Origin of the sequence: Lysobacter capsici (assembly GCF_018732085.1) — a bacterium.
GTDB lineage: Bacteria > Pseudomonadota > Gammaproteobacteria > Xanthomonadales > Xanthomonadaceae > Lysobacter > Lysobacter capsici_A.
On the sequence record NZ_CP076103.1, the window covers coordinates 4286185 to 4301756 of the forward strand.

The following is a 15572-nucleotide window of genomic DNA, read 5'->3' on the forward strand; positions in this document are numbered from 1 at the left end:
TTCCTTGCGGGTCTGGCTGGGCGATCGCCTAGCCTAAAGCCAACACGCCTGTTTGCGCACAGCGTCCGAACCGAAAACGTGAAGTGTGATGCAGGCACGGCCCGATGGCCGCGATCGCCACACCCCCGACTGCAGGAGCGGCGTGAGCCGCGACCGCGAAACCTGGCCTACGACGTTACCGAGGTTTCGCGGTCGCGGCTTGCGCCGCTCCTACAGTCGGATTGCATGGATTCGCCGCGGCGCCCTACTTCGCCATCGCCTCGCCCGACTCCACCCAGCGCGCGAAGAACGCCGACAGATCGCGCCCACTCGCCCGCTCCATCGCCTGACGGAAATCCGAGGTCACCACCGAATGCCCGTAATGCGCGCGGGTATACGCGCGGATGCCGCGCCAGAACGCGCGCTCGCCGAGCTCCTCGCGCAGCAGGTGCAGGACGTAGGCGCCCTTCTGGTACACCACCGCGCGATCGTCGGCGCTGGGCCGCGACCACGAGGCATACACCAGCGCGTGGTCCTTGCCGTCGGCGCGCAGCTTGTCCAGCCGCCGCTTCCACAGCTCGACCCGCTCGCGGTAACTGTCTTCGCCGAAACGGTGCTGCATGTAGGCGGCGGCCATGAAATTGGCGAAGGCTTCGTTGAGCCAGAAGTGGCCCCAATCGCGGCAGGTGATGCGGTTGCCCCACCACTGGTGCGCGATCTCGTGCGCGATCAGCGACTGCGCCTCGGGCTTGTCCAGCACTTCGCGGCCGTAGGCTTCCGACATCAGCGAAAACCCGTCGAGCTCCTGGCCGATGGTCTTGGCCACCAGCGCCTGGGTGTAGGGGCCGCGATAACGGATGCCGGCGCGGCGGCCGAAGAAGCGCAGCATGTCGGCGCTGTCGGCGAACACCCGGCGCAGCTGCGCGCTGTCGAGATCGCCCGACAGAAAGCGAAGATCGCCGTTCTCGCCGCTGCCGCTGGCCTCGTTGTAGCGGCCGGCGGCGAAGCCGTAGACATAGCTCGGCATCGCCTGGTCCTGGCGCCAGCGGTACGAATCGCGACGCCCGCCGAGCGCCGACTTCGCCACCAGCCGGCCGTTGCCGACCGCCTTGAGGCCGCTGGGCACGGTCACGGTCAGGTCCAGAGTCGCGCGTTCGACCGGCGCGTCGATGCACACCAGCCACTGGCTGGTCGAGAAGATGGTGTAGACCTCGTTGCGCTCGGGATGGAACTCCAGGCCGTGGCGCGGCGCGCCGTGATAGGCGATGTCGATCTCGCGGCGTTCGCCCGCGACCGCCGGCGCCGGCAGGCGGATGCGCACGCGCTTGTCGATCTTTTCGAAACCCAGCGCCTTGCCGTGTTCGCGCACCGCGTCGATGTCCAGATCGCCGGCATCGAATTCGATCGACTGCGCGCCGCCGCTGCGTATCGCCAGCCGGATCGCGACCTCGCCGCGCAGCGTGCGGGCAGCGATGTCCGGTTCGATCCGTGCGGTGTAGTGCAGCACGTCGAGGTTCGCGCCGGCGCGTTCGGGCGGCGTCTGCGCGCTAGCCGAGAAGGCCGATCCCAACGCGGCGCAGGCCAGCGCCATGGCCGCATGGCGGATCAATGTGCGGGCCGCGCCGCGGCCGGTTGCGCGCGGTGAACGCGGCGCGGTGAAACTTGCTGCATCGTGCATATCAACTCCGTTCTACCCCTCGCGGCGCGCATCCTGGCGCGGCGCGGTCCAGATATCGATCGATCCGGTTGTCGATGATCGCCGATGTCGGCGCGCGGCTGAACCCCGGCCGTTCATCAAGGACCAGGCCGCGCGGGGAAAGCGCGCGAGCGGACCGATCCGGCAAGGCATCGATGCGGGCCGGATCGAACCGAACCGGACCGCTGTTCAGCATCGCGCACCGCGTCCAGGCCCCGCCCGTTCATGCTTGCCGATCTGCGCCCCCGATCACTGACAGCGCTGTCAGTTATAGGACATGGTGCGGGCCGTGAGCGCAGGCGCGCGGGCGATCGCGTCGCGGGCGATCACGCCCATCCACGTCAAGCTCTCATGCTTTTCGCGACGCCTTGCGCGCCGCCCCGAACCATCCGGCCCCGCGGCCGACCTCGGGAAAGCCCAGGGGCTTGCCTCGCTCAGGAGCCCCAACGCATGGTCACTCGCCGCAAATTCCTCGGTGCCTCGGCCGCCGCGCTCGCCGCCGGCGTCGCCGGTCCGCTGGTGTCGCGCTCGGCCCTCGCCGCCACGCCCGCACGCTTCACCCTCAACCTGGTCAACGCCTCGGGACAGAACACCGCCTACGCCTACGTGGTGGGCTTCTCCAACAACCAGCCGTTGTTCGTGCGCGCCGACGGCAGCAGCTATTACCCGCCCTCGCCCTCGTCGCCGGTCACGCCGCTCGGCGCGGACTGCGCGATCCCGCTCGGCGGCCAGGGCTCGTCGACGCGCGTGGCGGTGCCGCGCATGTACGGCGCGCGCATCTACGTGGTCACCGGCAGCAAGCTCAACTTCTACGTAAACCCCGGCCCGGCCGTGGTGCATCCGAGTTTCCTCAACACCAGCGACACCAATTTCCAGAAGAACTGGACCTTCGCCGAGTTCACCTTCAACGAGTGGGAACTGTTCTCCAACATCAGCTACGTCGACTTCGTCGCCACCCCGCTGGGCCTGTCGCTGCGCTCGTTGTCGGGCCGGGTCGAAACCGTTCCGGGCCTGCCGGCCGGTTCGCTTGATCCGATCTGCTACGCGCTGCAACAACAGGCGACGCAGGAAGGTTCGGCCTGGGATTCGCTGATCCAGCGCGGCAGCGACGGCCGCAACCTGCGCGCGATGAGCGCGCACTACCAGGCCAGCCGGTTCCAGAATTACCTCAGCGGCTACATCAACTCGGTCTGGAGCAAGTACGCGTCCAACACGCTGACCGTCGACACCCAGTCCGGCTTCGGCGTGCTGACCGCGCGGGTCGGCGGCGACGGCCTGTTGCGCTTCAACAACGGCGAGACCTTCGCCCGCCCGAGCACCGCCGACGTGCTCAGCTGCGACAGTGGCCCCTTCAGCCTGGCCGGCGCCAGCGAGGTGCGCAAGGCGATCATTCCGCGCCTGGCCGCGGCGCTCAATCGCACCACCTTGCTCGACAACGCCAACCAGCCGCAGGGCGAAGTCGCCAGCCGCTTCTACCGCAACCCCCAGACCAACCACTACGCGCGCCTGGTCCACGAGCGCCTGCCCGACAACCGCGGCTACGCCTTCCCGTACGACGACGTGGCGCCCAGCGGCGGCCAGGATTTCAGCGGCGCGGCGCGTTCGGGCGATCCGGATACGTTGACGGTGACGGTGCGCGCGTTGCGGTGAATGGTCGCGGTGCGTCGCCGCCAGGAGGCGCGCGGCGCATCGCGGTTGCCGTGCGTACAGAGCCGTGCATGGGCGACGGTTCCTTTTACCTGTATCGACAACACGCGACATAGCCACGATCGCCCCCTGCAGGAGCTGCGCGAGCTGCGACCGCGACATCGGGCTTACGACGCAAGTGCGGTGGCGCGGTCGCGACTTGCGTCGCTCCTACAGTCGGCCTGCGGCGATACCGCAACCACTTCGTCCATGCCTACATCACACGCGACGCAGCCACGATCGCGCCCTGTAGGAGCTGCGTGAGCTGCGACCGCGACATCGGGCTCACGACGCAACTGCGGTGGCGCGGTCGCGACTTGCGTCGCTCCTACAGTCGGCCTGCGGCGATACTGCAACCACTTCGTCCATGCCTACATCACACGCGACGCAGCCGCAATCGCGCCCTGTAGGAGCTGCGCGAGCTGCGACCGCGACATCGGGCTCACGCCGCAAGTGCGGTGGCGCGGTCGCGACTTGCGTCGCTCCTGCAGTCGGCCTGCGGCGATACCGCAACCACTTCGTCCATGCCTACATCACACGCGACGCAGCCACGATCGCGCCCTGTAGGAGCTGCGCGGGCTGCGACCGCGACATCAGGCTCACGCCGCAACTCCAGCAGCGCGGTCGCGGCTTGCGCCGCTCCTACAGTCGGACTTCAAAGGTGCGCGGTGCGCGGCGCGCTATCACCACACAAACGCCAAGATCAAATCCGATTCACCCGAAACTTGCGCCCCTTGATCTTGCCCTCGCGCAAGCGCGCCAGCGCCGCGCCGGCCTGGCCGGTCGCGACGGCGACGTAGGAACGCGTCGCGTAGACGTTGATCTTGCCGACCGCCTCGGCCTTCAGGCCGGCATCGCCGGTCAGCGCGCCGAGGATGTCGCCGGGACGCAGCTTGTCGGTCTTGCCGGCGTCGATGCGCAAGGTCGCCATCGGCGCGGCCGGCGCGTTCCTGGCCTTGCCGCTCAGCGGTTCGGCGCGGCGCCAGTTCAAGGGCGCGCCCTGGCTTTGTTCGATCTGCTGGGCGCGGCCGGTTTCGCGCGGGCCGCACAGGCTCAGCGCGACGCCGCCGCGACCGGCGCGGCCGGTGCGGCCGATGCGGTGGACGTACACGTCCGGATCGGTCGGCAGGTCGTAGTTGACCACCGCGCCGAGGTCCTCGACGTCGAGCCCGCGCGCGGCCACGTCGCTGGCGACCAGCACGTTGCAGCTGCGGTTGGAAAAACGCACCAGCACTTCGTCGCGGTCGCGCTGCTCCATGTCGCCGTGCAAGGCCAGCGCGGTGAAGCCGTAATGGCTCAGCGAGCCGACGACTTCCTCGGTGTCCTTGCGCATGTTGCAGAACACCACGCACGAGTCGGGCCGGTATTCGAGCAGCAGCGCGGCGAGCAGCGGGGTCTTGCGGGTCGGTTCGACCTCGTAGAAATACTGTTCGATCTGCGGCGCGGTGGCCTCGCCTTCGACCGTGACTTCGAGCGGCTCGCGCATCGCGGCGCGCGCGAGATCGCGGATCGCATCGGGAAAAGTCGCCGAGAACAGCAGGCTCTGGCGGGTCTTCGGCGTCTTGGCGACGATCTCGCGCATCGGCTCCTCGAAGCCCATGTCGAGCATGCGGTCGGCCTCGTCGAACACCAGCGTGCGCACGCCGTCGAGCTTGAGCGCCTTCTTGCGCAGCAATTCCTGCAAGCGGCCCGGGGTGCCGACCACCACATGCGGCGCGTGTTCCAGCGAGGCCAGTTGCGGGCCGAGCGGCATGCCGCCGCACAGCACCGAGACTTTCAAGTTCGCAATCGCGAAGGCCAGCTTGCGCAGCTGGTTGCCCACCTGATCGGCGAGTTCGCGGGTCGGGCACAGCACCAGCGCCTGGGTGCGGATCGCAGCGGGATCGAGCCGCTGCAGCAGGCCCAGGCCGAACGCCGCGGTCTTGCCGCTGCCGGTCGGGGCCTGCGCGATCAGATCGCGGCCTTCCAGGATCGCCGGCAAGGCGCGCGCCTGCACCGGGGTCATCACGGTATAGCCCAGCGCGGCCACGCCCTGCAGCAGGGCCGGGCTCAGGGCGAGGGAATCGAAAGCGGTGGCGGCCGCAGCGGTGGCGGCGGGCGGAAGTTGATCGGTCATGCGCCATGATCGCAGCTTCGGGTGCCCACCGGCCAGAAACCCCCTCCGAGGCGAATACCGGGCTTCGGCGTAGAGCGCTCAAATGCGGGCATCGACGGCGCCGCGATCGCCCCGACGTCGCCCCCGCACGCCCGCATCGTCCTATCCTGTGGTCGCAGCGCCCCAGAACTTCCCCGCCGCCACCGATCCGGAGGCCGTCCCATGGAGCAGTTCCTGCATATCCGCGTCCTGCTCGGCATCGTGCTGGGCCTGGCCATCGCCACCTTGCTCAAGGGCCTGGCCCGTTTCGTCCAGCACCCCGGCCGCGAACGCGTGTTCTGGGTGCATATCGGCTGGGCGATCTCGATGTTCACCCTGCTCGCGCATTTCTGGTGGTGGGAATTCCGCCTGGTGCATCTGCCGCAGTGGAGCTTCGTGTCGTTCGCGTTCCTGATCGCCTACGTCGTGGTCCTGTTTCTGCTATGCACCTTGCTGTTTCCCGACGACATCGGCGACTACGAGGGCTGGCAGGATTATTTCCTGTCGCGGCGCGCCTGGTTCTTCGCCATCATGGCTCTGCTCTATGTGATCGACTTCGGCGACACGCTGATCAAAGGCCGGGAGTATTTCGACGCCTTCGGCATCGAGTATCCATTGCGCAATCTGGCCTATGTGGTCATGTGCCTGATCGCGATGCGCACCCGTTCGCTGCGCTTCCATCGGGCCTTCGTGATCATCAGCTTGCTGTATCAACTGTCGTGGATCTATCGGCTGTACGATTTCGTCGAATGAACGCACCACGGGACACCCGGATCCCGAGGCTTGCACATTCGGTCCAATCGCATCGCTCACCCCGCGGCAACCTCGATTCGTCTACATTGGGCCGATGCCCGATCCGACCGTTTCCGCATGAGCCGCGCCTTCGTCAAGGAAGGCGATGGCGACGACAGCACCGGCGATCTGCCCGAGCTGCCGATCAGCGAACATCCCAACTACGTCACCCCGCGCGGCATGGCGCTGCTGCGCTCGCGCCTGGACGACACCTCGCGCCGCCTGGCCGCGCTCGACGCGGAAATCGCCGCGGCCAGCGAGGACGACGGTGGCGGCGAACGGGTCGGGGTCAAGCTCGAACGCGCCCACGTGCATCGCGACATCCGCTGGTTGCAGGCGCGCATCCTCGGCGCGATCACCATCGCGCCCGAACGCCAGCCGGCCGACCGGGTCGCGTTCGGCGCGCGGGTCGAGCTGATCGACGAGGAAGGCCACGAACACCGCTACCGCATCGTCGGCGAAGACGAAGCCGATCCCGAACACGGCCTGATCAGCTGGGTTTCGCCGCTGGCGCGCAGCCTGCACGGCGCGCGGGTCGGCGACAGCGCGGTGTGGAAGCGGCCGGCCGGGGATCTCACCGTCGAAGTGCTGGCGATCGAGTACGGCTGAGGCGGATTTCATCGCGCCGGGCGGTCGCGGCGCCGCTATCGGTACTCGATGCCTTCGTATTCCCAGAAGAATTTCGTGCGCAGGCAGTCGAGCGATTCGGCCCAGGTCGATCGCTCGCAGGACTTCACCCGCTGCCGCAGCGTGTCATGCACCCAATTCCAGTCGTAAGGGTCGACGACGAGCAGCGCGTCGATGTCGAAGGTCGTCCCGCGTTTGCGCATCGACGTGAACGCCTGCAGCGCACGGCCCTGGTGATGCGTCCTCACGCCCTGCGGCGTCGCCACCAGCAACTGGAAAACATGCCCGCCGGGTACGCCCGCCTCGCCGATCTCCAGCTCGACCATCAGATAGACATCCGCGGGGGACGCGGGCTGCCATGCGGACGGGTCGTCGATATCCAGGCAGCTGAGGTCGAGAATTTCGAGATTCAGGGTCACTCATGCCTCCGCATCCACGTGAACTTCGCACTCGCAGCCGTCACGGCCGTGAAGGCGTTGAAATCCTAACGTCTGTTGCGGAGTCATCGCTTGCTCGCGCCGGCTTTTCGACCACCGGCAAGCACGAGCTCTGCGTGGGACGGCCTTCAGGCCCGACGCTTTTCGATCCGGGCACCGCGCAACTGCCGACGACCAGCCGCGTCTCCAGCGATCGCGCGGCCAACCGCTCGTCGGCCCGCGCTTGACGCCTCCCGCCGTCCGGGCAAATCATTTAGCAAATTAGTTAATTGCTGAATACATAAGCCGATGCCAGCCCGGACAACCCGGCCGTGCTCGCGGACCCCGCGCCCGCATCGGACACGCCGGTACAGTTCCACCATGGAGAGGTCATGAACGCATTGCCCGCAAGCCTGCAGTCGCACCGCGTCCAATCCCAGGCCGAAGTCGCCGCATCGATCCGCAGCGTCAGCGACGGCCGCGTGGTCTGGGAGCCGGTACGCTCGCTGTGGTTCTCGATCATGGCCGTCGCCGCGGTGGCCGGCGGCATCGCGACGTTCTCGTGGGCAGCGTTCGCGCTGTTCGTGGTGTCGACCGCGACGGTGCTGCTGCTTGGGCATTCGCTCGGCATGCACCGCAAGCTGATCCACGACAGCTTCGCCTGCCCGAAGTGGATGGAATACCTGCTGGTCTACTGCGGCGTGCAGGTCGGCCTGGCCGGGCCGATCGGCCTGGTGCGCACCCACGACCTGCGCGACTACGCCCAGCGCCTGCCCGACTGCCACGACTACCTCGCCCATCGCCGCCGCTTCCATGTCGACGCGTGGTGGCAGCTGCATTGCGAACTGCGCCTGGCGCAGCCGCCGCGGATCGAGATCGAAGCGCGCATCGCCGACGATCGTTTCTACCGTTTCCTGCAGCGCACCTGGATGTGGCAGCACTTGCCGTGGGCGCTGGGGTTCTACGCGATCGGCGGCTGGGGCTGGGTGTTCTGGGGCGTGTGCGCGCGGGTCACCGCAGGGGTGTTCGGGCATTGGCTGGTCGGCTATTTCGCCCACAACCACGGAGGCATGCACCATGAGGTGCGCGGCGCCGCGGTGCAGGGCCGCAATGTGCGGTTCGTGTCGCTGCTGACCATGGGCGAGTGCTGGCATAACAACCACCATGCGTTTCCCGGTTCGGCGCGGCTGGGCCTGTATGCCGGCGAATGGGACCCGGGCTGGTGGTTCCTGCGCGGCTGCGAACGGCTGGGGCTGGTGCGCGATCTGCGCCTGCCCGAGGACTTGCCGCCGCGCGATGAACTGCATCGTCTCGATCCCGAGCCTGCGCCATTGCGCGCGACGCCTTCGCCCGCCTTCAGCCCTCAGGCCACTCGATGACTCACGATTCTTCCGACCCTTCGACTCCGCCATCGCTGCCGCCGCTGCCGCTGCCGCCGCGCTCGCCCCGCCTGCCCACGCCACCGCGATCGGAATCGCAAAAACTGCGCGATGCGCTCGCATGGCTGCTGCGCGCGCTTTGGCCGGTGATCGGCGGCGCGCTGATCGGCGTGTTCCTGCGCTGGGCCTTCGACGGCGAGCCGGGCAGCAGCTTTGCGACGATGCTGTGGATCTTCATCCTGGTGGCGCCGTTCGCGATCGGCGCCATGACCGTGTACCTGGCCGAACGGACCGCGCCGCGCAGCGCGCTCTACCACGCCTTCATGCCGATGCTCAGCGTGGCGCTGTGCGTGCTCACCAGCATGTTGCTGCTGTGGGAAGGCCTGATCTGCGTGATTATCGTGCTGCCGCTGTTCGCCTTCATGGGTGCGCTCGGCGGGCTGATCATGGGCCAGATCTGCCGCGTCCGCGCAGCCAAAGCGCAGACGGTGTACAGCTTCGTCGCGCTGCCGCTGGTGCTGGGCATGCTCGGCATCGGCCAGGACACGCCGCAACGCTTCGAACACGTCGAACGCCGCGTGCTGATCCAGGCCGCGCCCGCCGACGTGTGGAAGGTGCTGCTCGACGCCGACCATATCCAGGCCAGCGAAGTCGACCGCGCCTGGATGTACCGCATCGGCGTGCCCACGCCGCTGACCGGTCTGACCCACGAAACCCGCGACGGTCTGGTGCGCGAGGTCCGCATGGGCAAGGGCATCCACTTCCAGCAGGTGTCGGCCGACTGGAAGCCGCGGCAATACGTGCGCTGGCAATACCTGTTCGCGGACGACTCGGTCCCGGCCGGCGCGCTCGACGATCACGTCCGCATCGGCGGGCCTTATTTCGACCTGCTCGACACCCGCTACACCCTGACCCCGCGCGGCAACGCCACCGAGCTGAGCATCCGCATGGACTACCGGGTCAGCACCGGTTTCAACTGGTACACCGTGCCGCTGGCGAACTGGCTGATCGGCGATTTCAGCCAGGTCATCCTCGACTTCTACCGCCACCGCGCCGAACCCGCCGCCGCGTCCGCCTGAGCTGACCCGGCCTGGTCCGATCCGACCCGATCGGCCTGATCAGATCGGCTTGCCCCGCCCTCACCCCGCGTCCCGCCGCGGGTGTGATGATTCCTGCCGTCGTGCGAATCACGGTGCATACGGAACGGGAAACGGCAGGCGATGGACCACACCGAGGTCAAATCCAGACAGGGCGACAGCACCGGCCATCCGCCGGGCGAGGCCGCGCAGCAACGCTTCGAAGCGCTGCTGCAGGCCCATCGCGGCATCGTCTACAAGGTCGCCAACACCTATTGCCGCAACGACGAAGACCGCGCCGACCTGGCCCAGGAAATCGCGGTGCAGCTGTGGCGCGCGTTCCCCGCGTTCGATCCGCAACGCAGCTTCTCGACCTGGATGTACCGGATCGCGCTGAACGTCGCGATCTCGCAGGTGCGCAGCGATGCGCCGCGGCAACGCGGCGCGGTCGCGCTCGACGAGCAACTGCACGACGTGGCCGACGAACGCGCCGCCGACCCGGAGGCCGCGCAGCGCCTGCGCGCGCTCAACCGGCTGATCGCCGCGCTGGAGCCGCTCAATCGCGCGCTGCTGCTGCTGTACCTGGAGGAGCGCAGCTACCGCGAGATCGGCGAAGTGCTCGGCCTGAGCGAGACCAATGTCGCGACCAAGATCGCGCGGCTCAAGCAACGCATCCGCACCGATCTGGCCGACTGACGCCAACGCATCCCACCACCACACGACAACACCCACATGAGCGCTACGACCATGGAACTCGACGACTTCAAACTGGCCTGGCAGGAACTCGATCGCAAGCTCGATCGCCAGTACGCGCTGGATCTGGCGCGTTTGCGCGAGGAGCGCGGCAAGCGGATGAAATCCGGCCTGCGTCCGCTGGTCTGGGGGCAGGCGCTGCAGATGCTGTTCGGCGTGGTGTGCATCGTCTGGGGCGCGTTGTTCTGGATGCATTACATGGACCGCACGCATCTGCTCGTGTTCGGCCTGATCGTGCATGTCTACGGCGTCGCCCTGGTCGTCTGCGGCGCCGCGATGCAGGGATTGCTCGCCAAGACCGACTACACCGCGCCGGTGATGACGATCCAGAAACGCCTGGCGAGCCTGCGCAAGACCTATATCCGCACCGGCCTGGCGGTCGGCTTGGCGTGGTGGCTGTTGTGGATGCCGTTCGTGAGCATGCTGTTCATGACCTTCTTCGGCGCCGACATCTACCTGCATGCGCCGTCGGTCTACGTCATCGGCAGCGCGGTCGGGGTGGCGGGCCTGCTCGCGACCTGGGGGATCTATCGCTGGTCGCGCCAGCCCAGCCGCCCACGCCTGGCGAAAATGATGGAAGACAGCGTCACCGGCGTCAGCCTGCGCCGCGCGCAGGCGCTGCTCGACGAGATCGCGCAGTTCGAACGCGAGTGAGGTCGCTTAGCGGCGGGTGACGGTTGCCGCGACCGCCGGCGATCAGACCGGCCGGCGCGACGACTTCAGCGACACTCAGCCGGCCGCCTTCTTGGCGCGCCGGCTTTCGCGTTTGAGCGGTCCGCCGACCGGGCAGATCTCGAACGCGAACTGGGTCAGGGTGTTGACCAGGTGGTCCGGGACCAGCTTGTAGACCACGAACTGGCCGCGCCGCTCGCTGCTGATCAGGCCGGCGTTGACCAGCACCGACAGGTGCCGCGAGATCGCCGGCGCGCTCATCTCGAATCGCGCGGCGATGTCGCCGGCGCTGAGCTCGCGTTCGGACAGGAAGGCCAGGATCTGCCGTCGCGGCGACGAGGCCAGGGCTTCGAAGATCTTGTCCTGCATCATGGGGAGCACCGCTGCGGTCGGGGCGCGCGCCGGGGTGGCGCGGGGTCCGGTTATAGTGGTGCTTATTTAACTAAATTGCTAATTGTTTGTGGGGCCGGGAATCGGGAATCGGGAATCGGGAATCGGGAGAGCCTAGCCGCGGTGGCTGGTGGATCGGCAGGACATCGGGAGTCGCTTTTGCGATTCCCCATTCCCCATTCCCCATTCCCGATTCCCGGCCATCAGGCCCTCACCCCTGCCCTCTCCCGCGTGGCGGGAGAGGGGGAATTCGTCAGGCGCCCAGCGCCTGGGCTTGCTTCAGGCGCTGGGCGCCTGGGCTTGCTTCAGACGCTTCGGGAAGCCGACCATGCGCTGCAACTCCTCGTCCCACAGCTTCATGCGCGCGCACTTGAGGCTCGACCACAGGGTCAGGCGCGGCGCGGCCTGCAGCAGCGGGCTGGATTCGAACGCTTCGCGCAGGCGGTAGTTCGGAATGCGGCTGGCCAGATGGTGGATGTGGTGGTAGCCGATGTTGCCGGTGAACCAATGCACGATGCCCGGCAGGTCGTAATACGAGCTGCCGGCGATCGCCGCTTCGTGCGAATCCCACTCGCCCTTGCGGGTCCAGTAGGCGTCTTCGAAGGTGTGCTGCACATAGAACAGCCACACGCCGGCGGCGCCGGCCAGCAGCACGATCGGCAGATGCACCATGAACACCGTGTGCCAGCCGATCGCGAAGCCCATCGCGACGATGGTCAGCGCCAGCGCGAGGTTGTTGAACAGCACGCTCGCCCACTCGCGCTTCCAGGTGAACGGAAGGTCGAACGGGAAGCGGTGCTTGATCACGAACTGATAGACCGGGCCGACGCCGAGCAGCACCGGGATGCTGCGGTACAGGCGGTAGCTCAAACGGCCCAGCCAGGACCGCGCGCGGTATTCGGCGACGGTCAGGGTTTCGATGTCGCCCATCTCGCGGCGGTCGAGGTTGCCCGAGGTGCCGTGGTGGATGGCGTGGGTCTTCTTCCAGTACCCGTACGGGAACAGGGTCACCAGGCCCAGGCAGCGCCCGACCATGTCGTTGGCACGGCTGCTGGCGAAGAACGAGCCGTGCCCGCAGTCGTGCTGGATGATGAAGGTGCGCACGTACAGGCCGGCGGTCGGGATCGCCATCAGCAAGGTCCAGCCGTAGCCCCAGTGACCGATCACGCTCCAGGCCATCAGCACCCACATCGCCGCGAACGGCACCAGGGTGTTGATCAGTTGCCACACCGCCCGTCCGGTCTGAGGCTTGGCGAAACGCGCGCAAAGCTGACGCAGGTTGGTTACGGATACGGAAGGTTGCGAATCGGCGTCAGCGTTCAAGCGGGAGCTCCAGTCAGGACATCGCATTGTGGTGAGCGCACGAAGACCTGGCAATGACATGCGCGTGCGTATGGATGTGATCGAGACCGGTCTTTCGGGAAATGGCGACCAACGCACGCGCCGACGGTGGCGGTGTCGGCACCGGACCTTGCGGTCGGCGCGGCCGGTTTGGCGAGTTCCCCGAGCGTTCCCACACTACGCCTTGCGCCTGCGGGCCGCTAGGCTAATGGCATGTCCGCTTGGTACGTCTACGTCATCGAATGCCGCGACGGCAGCCTGTACACCGGCATTGCGCTGGATGTAGAACGCCGCTACGCCCAGCATCTGGCCGGAAAAGGCGCGCGCTACACGCGTTCGCGTCCGCCGTTGCGACTGTTGGCGCGGTTCATATATCCGGACCGTTCGTCGGCGCTGCGCGCGGAATATGCGATCAAGCAGCTGTCGCCGACGGCCAAACGCCGGTTGTGCGCGCAGGCCGGCGACGACATTCCGGTCGAAGCCGCCGCCGAAGCCGGCTCGGGTTGAGCCTTACAGCAGCGCCCACAGCAGCTTGAGCAGGCCCCACAGCGCCACCGCCCACACCGCCGAACGCAGGTAAGGGATGCCGGCGGCATACACCGGCACGTAAGCCACCCGAGCCCAGAAGTACAACTGCGCGCCGAGCGCGGTGTCGTCGTTGCCGCGGCCGGCGAGGCCGACCGCCAGCACCGCGGCGGCGAACAGCGGAAAGGTTTCGAGGAAATTGCGCCACGCGCGGTCCATGCGCGCGGCCACGCCGGTCAAGGGTTCGACCGCGCCGTCGCGCGCGCTTGCGTTCCAGCGCACGCCGCGCTGGGCGGTCATGAAGCTCGCGTTGACCAGCAAGTGCACGATGCCCAGTGCGATCGCCCAGGCCAGCATCTGCAGTTCGGTGCTCATGGGCGATGTACCTCGTTGAAGATGCTGAAGGCTGAAGGCGATGCAGGTTGAAGAAGATACAGGCTGAAGAATCCGCAAGATGCCGCGAGGCTGCGAGGTCTTTTGTGGGAGGGGCTTCAGCCCCGATGCTTTTCGATCAGTTCGAGTTCGAGCTTTGAAGTTTCGAGCGACCTGAGCCAAAAGCATCGGGGCTGAAGCCCCTCCCACAAAAGACCTCGCACCAACCGCTCGCACGACCAACGAACTCGCAGGTCGGCCCGACGACCATCCGCCGCCGGCACCGCCCCCACCATCCCTCACACCGGCCCGTTCGGCAGAATCAGAATCTTGCCGTCGCGCTCGCCGGCCGCCGCGGCCGCGACCGCTTCCTTGATCTGGTCGAGCCCATAGGTCGCCTGCACCCGCGCCTGCAACTGCCCGCTGGCGACGCGCTGGGCGATTTCGCCGAACACTTCCGTGCGCCGCGCCGGGCTCGCCTGCTGGAACCAGCGCGACAGCCAGAACCCGCGCAGGCTCACGTCGCGAAACACGAACGAGGCCGGCGAGATCGAACACGCCTCGCCGCTCATCGCGCCATAATTGACCACGATGCCGCCCTCGCCCAGGGACTGCGCGATGTGCTGGGTCGAAATTCCGCCCACCGCATCGATGCCGAGCTTGATCGGCGCCTTGTCCGCCGCTTCGCGCGCGCGCTTGCCCAGGTCGTCGCCGTCGACCAGCACCACGTCGGCGCCGGCCGCGCGCACCGCCTCGACCGCCGACTCGCGCCGCACCACGTTGATCGTGCGCAGCCCGCGCGATTTGGCGATCTGGATCAGATAGGTGCCGACCGCCGAATTGGCCGCGTTCTGGATCACCCAGTCGCCCGGCTGCAGGTCGACGAATTCGCTGAGCATCAGCAGGGCGGTCGGCGGATTGATCGTGATCATCGCCAGTTGCTTGGGATCGGCGCCGCCCGGCAAGGCGATCAGATGCTTGGCGGTGCCGACCATGTGGGTGGCCCAACTGCCGCCCTGGATCGGCAGCAGCACGGTCTGGCCGACCTTCAGCTGGGTCACCTCCGGCCCGAGTTCGGCGATCCGGCCGACGCCCTCGTTGCCGCCTACCGCCGGCAACGGCGGCAGCAGGCCGTACTCGCCGGTCAGGGTCAGCACGTCGGACGGGTTGATCGGCGCGGCCAGCACTTCGATCAATACCTGGCCCGCGCTCAGCGGCGGGGTCTGGAACTCCACCGCGTCGATGACGTCCTGCGGCACCGGACCGCGCTGGGTGTATTGGGCTTTCTTCATTGCGTCACTCCAAACCGGACGAGAACAAGGGACCGCGCCCGCGACCGACCACCGGCCGCGACGCACCTGCATACGCGAGAGTACGCCGGACCCGGTGCAAACGTCTTGCGCGCACGTCTCAGCGCTGCGACCCTGCTTGGCCCTTCATCGTCCACGGCCTCATGCAACCGATCCGTTTCGAACTCGACCCCGGCCACGACTACGTGGAGCTCAACCAGTTGCTCAAGCTGACCGGCCTGTGCGACAGCGGCGGCGCCGGCAAGGCGATCGTCGCCAGCGGCGCGGTCCGGGTCGACGGCCAGGTGGAACTGCGCAAGACCTGCAAGATCCGCGCGGGGCAGACGGTGGCCTGCCAGGGCGTGACGATCGAGGTGGTCGCGGCCTGAGCGCCCGCCAGCGCAGCGATGCTGCCGGTTGGGCGCGCAATACCCCGCAGTTGCGA

17 protein-coding genes are annotated in these 15572 nt (G+C 67.5%); 9 read left to right on the forward strand and 8 right to left on the reverse strand.

Annotated features, from left to right (window positions below):
* Nucleotides 1-244 precede the first annotated feature (244 nt).
* Nucleotides 245-1657, reverse strand: a complete 1413-nt coding sequence (locus tag KME82_RS17855; RefSeq protein ID WP_215495247.1) for a M1 family metallopeptidase — start codon at nt 1655-1657, stop codon at nt 245-247.
* A 1-nt stretch (nt 1658) separates the two neighbouring features.
* Complete coding sequence (locus KME82_RS17860; RefSeq protein ID WP_215495248.1) at nt 1659-1871, reverse strand: hypothetical protein; 213 nt, start codon at nt 1869-1871, stop codon at nt 1659-1661.
* A 254-nt stretch (nt 1872-2125) separates the two neighbouring features.
* On the opposite strand from KME82_RS17860, the gene KME82_RS17865 reads away from it, so the two are divergent.
* The gene (locus KME82_RS17865; protein ID WP_215495249.1) at nt 2126-3325 is read left to right on the forward strand and encodes a glycoside hydrolase family 64 protein; all 1200 of its coding nucleotides are present in this window, start codon (nt 2126-2128) and stop codon (nt 3323-3325) included.
* 739 nt (nt 3326-4064) lie between these two features.
* Here the strand turns inward: KME82_RS17865 and dbpA are convergent.
* The gene (gene dbpA / locus KME82_RS17870) at nt 4065-5477 is read right to left on the reverse strand and encodes an ATP-dependent RNA helicase DbpA (RefSeq protein ID WP_215495250.1); all 1413 of its coding nucleotides are present in this window, start codon (nt 5475-5477) and stop codon (nt 4065-4067) included.
* Nucleotides 5478-5678: 201 nt separating this feature from the next.
* On the opposite strand from dbpA, the gene KME82_RS17875 reads away from it, so the two are divergent.
* Nucleotides 5679-6248: a hypothetical protein gene (locus KME82_RS17875; protein WP_215495251.1), complete on the forward strand. Its 570-nt coding sequence runs from the start codon at nt 5679-5681 to the stop codon at nt 6246-6248.
* A 117-nt stretch (nt 6249-6365) separates the two neighbouring features.
* A complete protein-coding gene (locus tag KME82_RS17880) occupies nt 6366-6896 on the forward strand; it encodes a GreA/GreB family elongation factor (RefSeq protein WP_215495252.1) in 531 nt (176 codons plus the stop codon).
* A 35-nt stretch (nt 6897-6931) separates the two neighbouring features.
* Here the strand turns inward: KME82_RS17880 and KME82_RS17885 are convergent, their stop codons facing one another.
* Nucleotides 6932-7333 (reverse strand): Imm8 family immunity protein, encoded by a 402-nt coding sequence (locus tag KME82_RS17885; protein ID WP_215495253.1) that lies wholly within the window; start codon nt 7331-7333, stop codon nt 6932-6934.
* Nucleotides 7334-7722: 389 nt separating this feature from the next.
* On the opposite strand from KME82_RS17885, the gene KME82_RS17890 reads away from it, so the two are divergent.
* The 4 genes from KME82_RS17890 to KME82_RS17905 all read left to right on the forward strand — a co-directional run bounded on the left by KME82_RS17890 (nt 7723) and on the right by KME82_RS17905 (nt 11192).
* On the forward strand, nt 7723-8709 hold the full coding sequence (locus tag KME82_RS17890) for an acyl-CoA desaturase (RefSeq protein ID WP_215495254.1): 987 nt from the start codon (nt 7723-7725) through the stop codon (nt 8707-8709).
* Nucleotides 8706-9788 carry an SRPBCC family protein gene (locus tag KME82_RS17895; RefSeq protein ID WP_215495255.1) on the forward strand — a complete coding sequence of 361 codons (1083 nt, stop codon included), beginning with the start codon at nt 8706-8708 and terminating at the stop codon, nt 9786-9788. The genes KME82_RS17890 and KME82_RS17895 overlap by 4 nt, the downstream gene beginning before the upstream one ends.
* Before the next feature lie 141 nt (nt 9789-9929).
* Nucleotides 9930-10481 carry an RNA polymerase sigma factor gene (locus tag KME82_RS17900; protein ID WP_215495256.1) on the forward strand — a complete coding sequence of 184 codons (552 nt, stop codon included), beginning with the start codon at nt 9930-9932 and terminating at the stop codon, nt 10479-10481.
* Nucleotides 10482-10517: 36 nt separating this feature from the next.
* Nucleotides 10518-11192: a serine/threonine protein kinase gene (locus KME82_RS17905; protein ID WP_215495257.1), complete on the forward strand. Its 675-nt coding sequence runs from the start codon at nt 10518-10520 to the stop codon at nt 11190-11192.
* Between the two features lie 75 nt (nt 11193-11267).
* Here KME82_RS17905 and KME82_RS17910 read toward each other — a convergent pair whose 3' ends face one another.
* The gene (locus KME82_RS17910) at nt 11268-11582 is read right to left on the reverse strand and encodes a metalloregulator ArsR/SmtB family transcription factor (protein ID WP_036110627.1); all 315 of its coding nucleotides are present in this window, start codon (nt 11580-11582) and stop codon (nt 11268-11270) included.
* Between the two features lie 297 nt (nt 11583-11879).
* Nucleotides 11880-12923, reverse strand: a complete 1044-nt coding sequence (locus KME82_RS17915) for a fatty acid desaturase (protein WP_215495258.1) — start codon at nt 12921-12923, stop codon at nt 11880-11882.
* A gap of 231 nt (nt 12924-13154) precedes the next feature.
* Here KME82_RS17915 and KME82_RS17920 point away from each other — a divergent pair, with 231 nt between their 5' ends.
* Nucleotides 13155-13448 carry a GIY-YIG nuclease family protein gene (locus KME82_RS17920; RefSeq protein ID WP_215495259.1) on the forward strand — a complete coding sequence of 98 codons (294 nt, stop codon included), beginning with the start codon at nt 13155-13157 and terminating at the stop codon, nt 13446-13448.
* Nucleotides 13449-13451: 3 nt separating this feature from the next.
* Here KME82_RS17920 and KME82_RS17925 read toward each other — a convergent pair whose 3' ends face one another.
* Both KME82_RS17925 and KME82_RS17930 read right to left on the reverse strand, forming a co-directional pair.
* Nucleotides 13452-13841 carry an MAPEG family protein gene (locus KME82_RS17925; protein WP_215495260.1) on the reverse strand — a complete coding sequence of 130 codons (390 nt, stop codon included), beginning with the start codon at nt 13839-13841 and terminating at the stop codon, nt 13452-13454.
* Between the two features lie 296 nt (nt 13842-14137).
* Nucleotides 14138-15130, reverse strand: coding sequence for a zinc-dependent alcohol dehydrogenase family protein (locus KME82_RS17930; RefSeq protein WP_215495261.1), 993 nt, complete (start codon nt 15128-15130; stop codon nt 14138-14140).
* A 161-nt stretch (nt 15131-15291) separates the two neighbouring features.
* On the opposite strand from KME82_RS17930, the gene KME82_RS17935 reads away from it, so the two are divergent.
* The gene (locus tag KME82_RS17935; protein WP_215495262.1) at nt 15292-15516 is read left to right on the forward strand and encodes an RNA-binding S4 domain-containing protein; all 225 of its coding nucleotides are present in this window, start codon (nt 15292-15294) and stop codon (nt 15514-15516) included.
* Nucleotides 15517-15572 lie beyond the last annotated feature (56 nt).

Bases quoted from the DNA above. Each gene is read 5' to 3' on its own strand.
- KME82_RS17855 (WP_215495247.1), bottom strand. From the start codon at position 1,657: ATGCACGATGCAGCAAGTTTCACCGCGCCGCGTTCACCGCGCGCAACC.
- KME82_RS17860 (WP_215495248.1), bottom strand. From the start codon at position 1,871: ATGCTGAACAGCGGTCCGGTTCGGTTCGATCCGGCCCGCATCGATGCC.
- KME82_RS17865 (WP_215495249.1), top strand. From the start codon at position 2,126: ATGGTCACTCGCCGCAAATTCCTCGGTGCCTCGGCCGCCGCGCTCGCC.
- dbpA (WP_215495250.1), bottom strand. From the start codon at position 5,477: ATGACCGATCAACTTCCGCCCGCCGCCACCGCTGCGGCCGCCACCGCT.
- KME82_RS17875 (WP_215495251.1), top strand. From the start codon at position 5,679: ATGGAGCAGTTCCTGCATATCCGCGTCCTGCTCGGCATCGTGCTGGGC.
- KME82_RS17880 (WP_215495252.1), top strand. From the start codon at position 6,366: ATGAGCCGCGCCTTCGTCAAGGAAGGCGATGGCGACGACAGCACCGGC.
- KME82_RS17890 (WP_215495254.1), top strand. From the start codon at position 7,723: ATGAACGCATTGCCCGCAAGCCTGCAGTCGCACCGCGTCCAATCCCAG.
- KME82_RS17895 (WP_215495255.1), top strand. From the start codon at position 8,706: ATGACTCACGATTCTTCCGACCCTTCGACTCCGCCATCGCTGCCGCCG.
- KME82_RS17900 (WP_215495256.1), top strand. From the start codon at position 9,930: ATGGACCACACCGAGGTCAAATCCAGACAGGGCGACAGCACCGGCCAT.
- KME82_RS17905 (WP_215495257.1), top strand. From the start codon at position 10,518: ATGAGCGCTACGACCATGGAACTCGACGACTTCAAACTGGCCTGGCAG.
- KME82_RS17910 (WP_036110627.1), bottom strand. From the start codon at position 11,582: ATGATGCAGGACAAGATCTTCGAAGCCCTGGCCTCGTCGCCGCGACGG.
- KME82_RS17920 (WP_215495259.1), top strand. From the start codon at position 13,155: ATGTCCGCTTGGTACGTCTACGTCATCGAATGCCGCGACGGCAGCCTG.
- KME82_RS17925 (WP_215495260.1), bottom strand. From the start codon at position 13,841: ATGAGCACCGAACTGCAGATGCTGGCCTGGGCGATCGCACTGGGCATC.
- KME82_RS17930 (WP_215495261.1), bottom strand. From the start codon at position 15,130: ATGAAGAAAGCCCAATACACCCAGCGCGGTCCGGTGCCGCAGGACGTC.
- KME82_RS17935 (WP_215495262.1), top strand. From the start codon at position 15,292: ATGCAACCGATCCGTTTCGAACTCGACCCCGGCCACGACTACGTGGAG.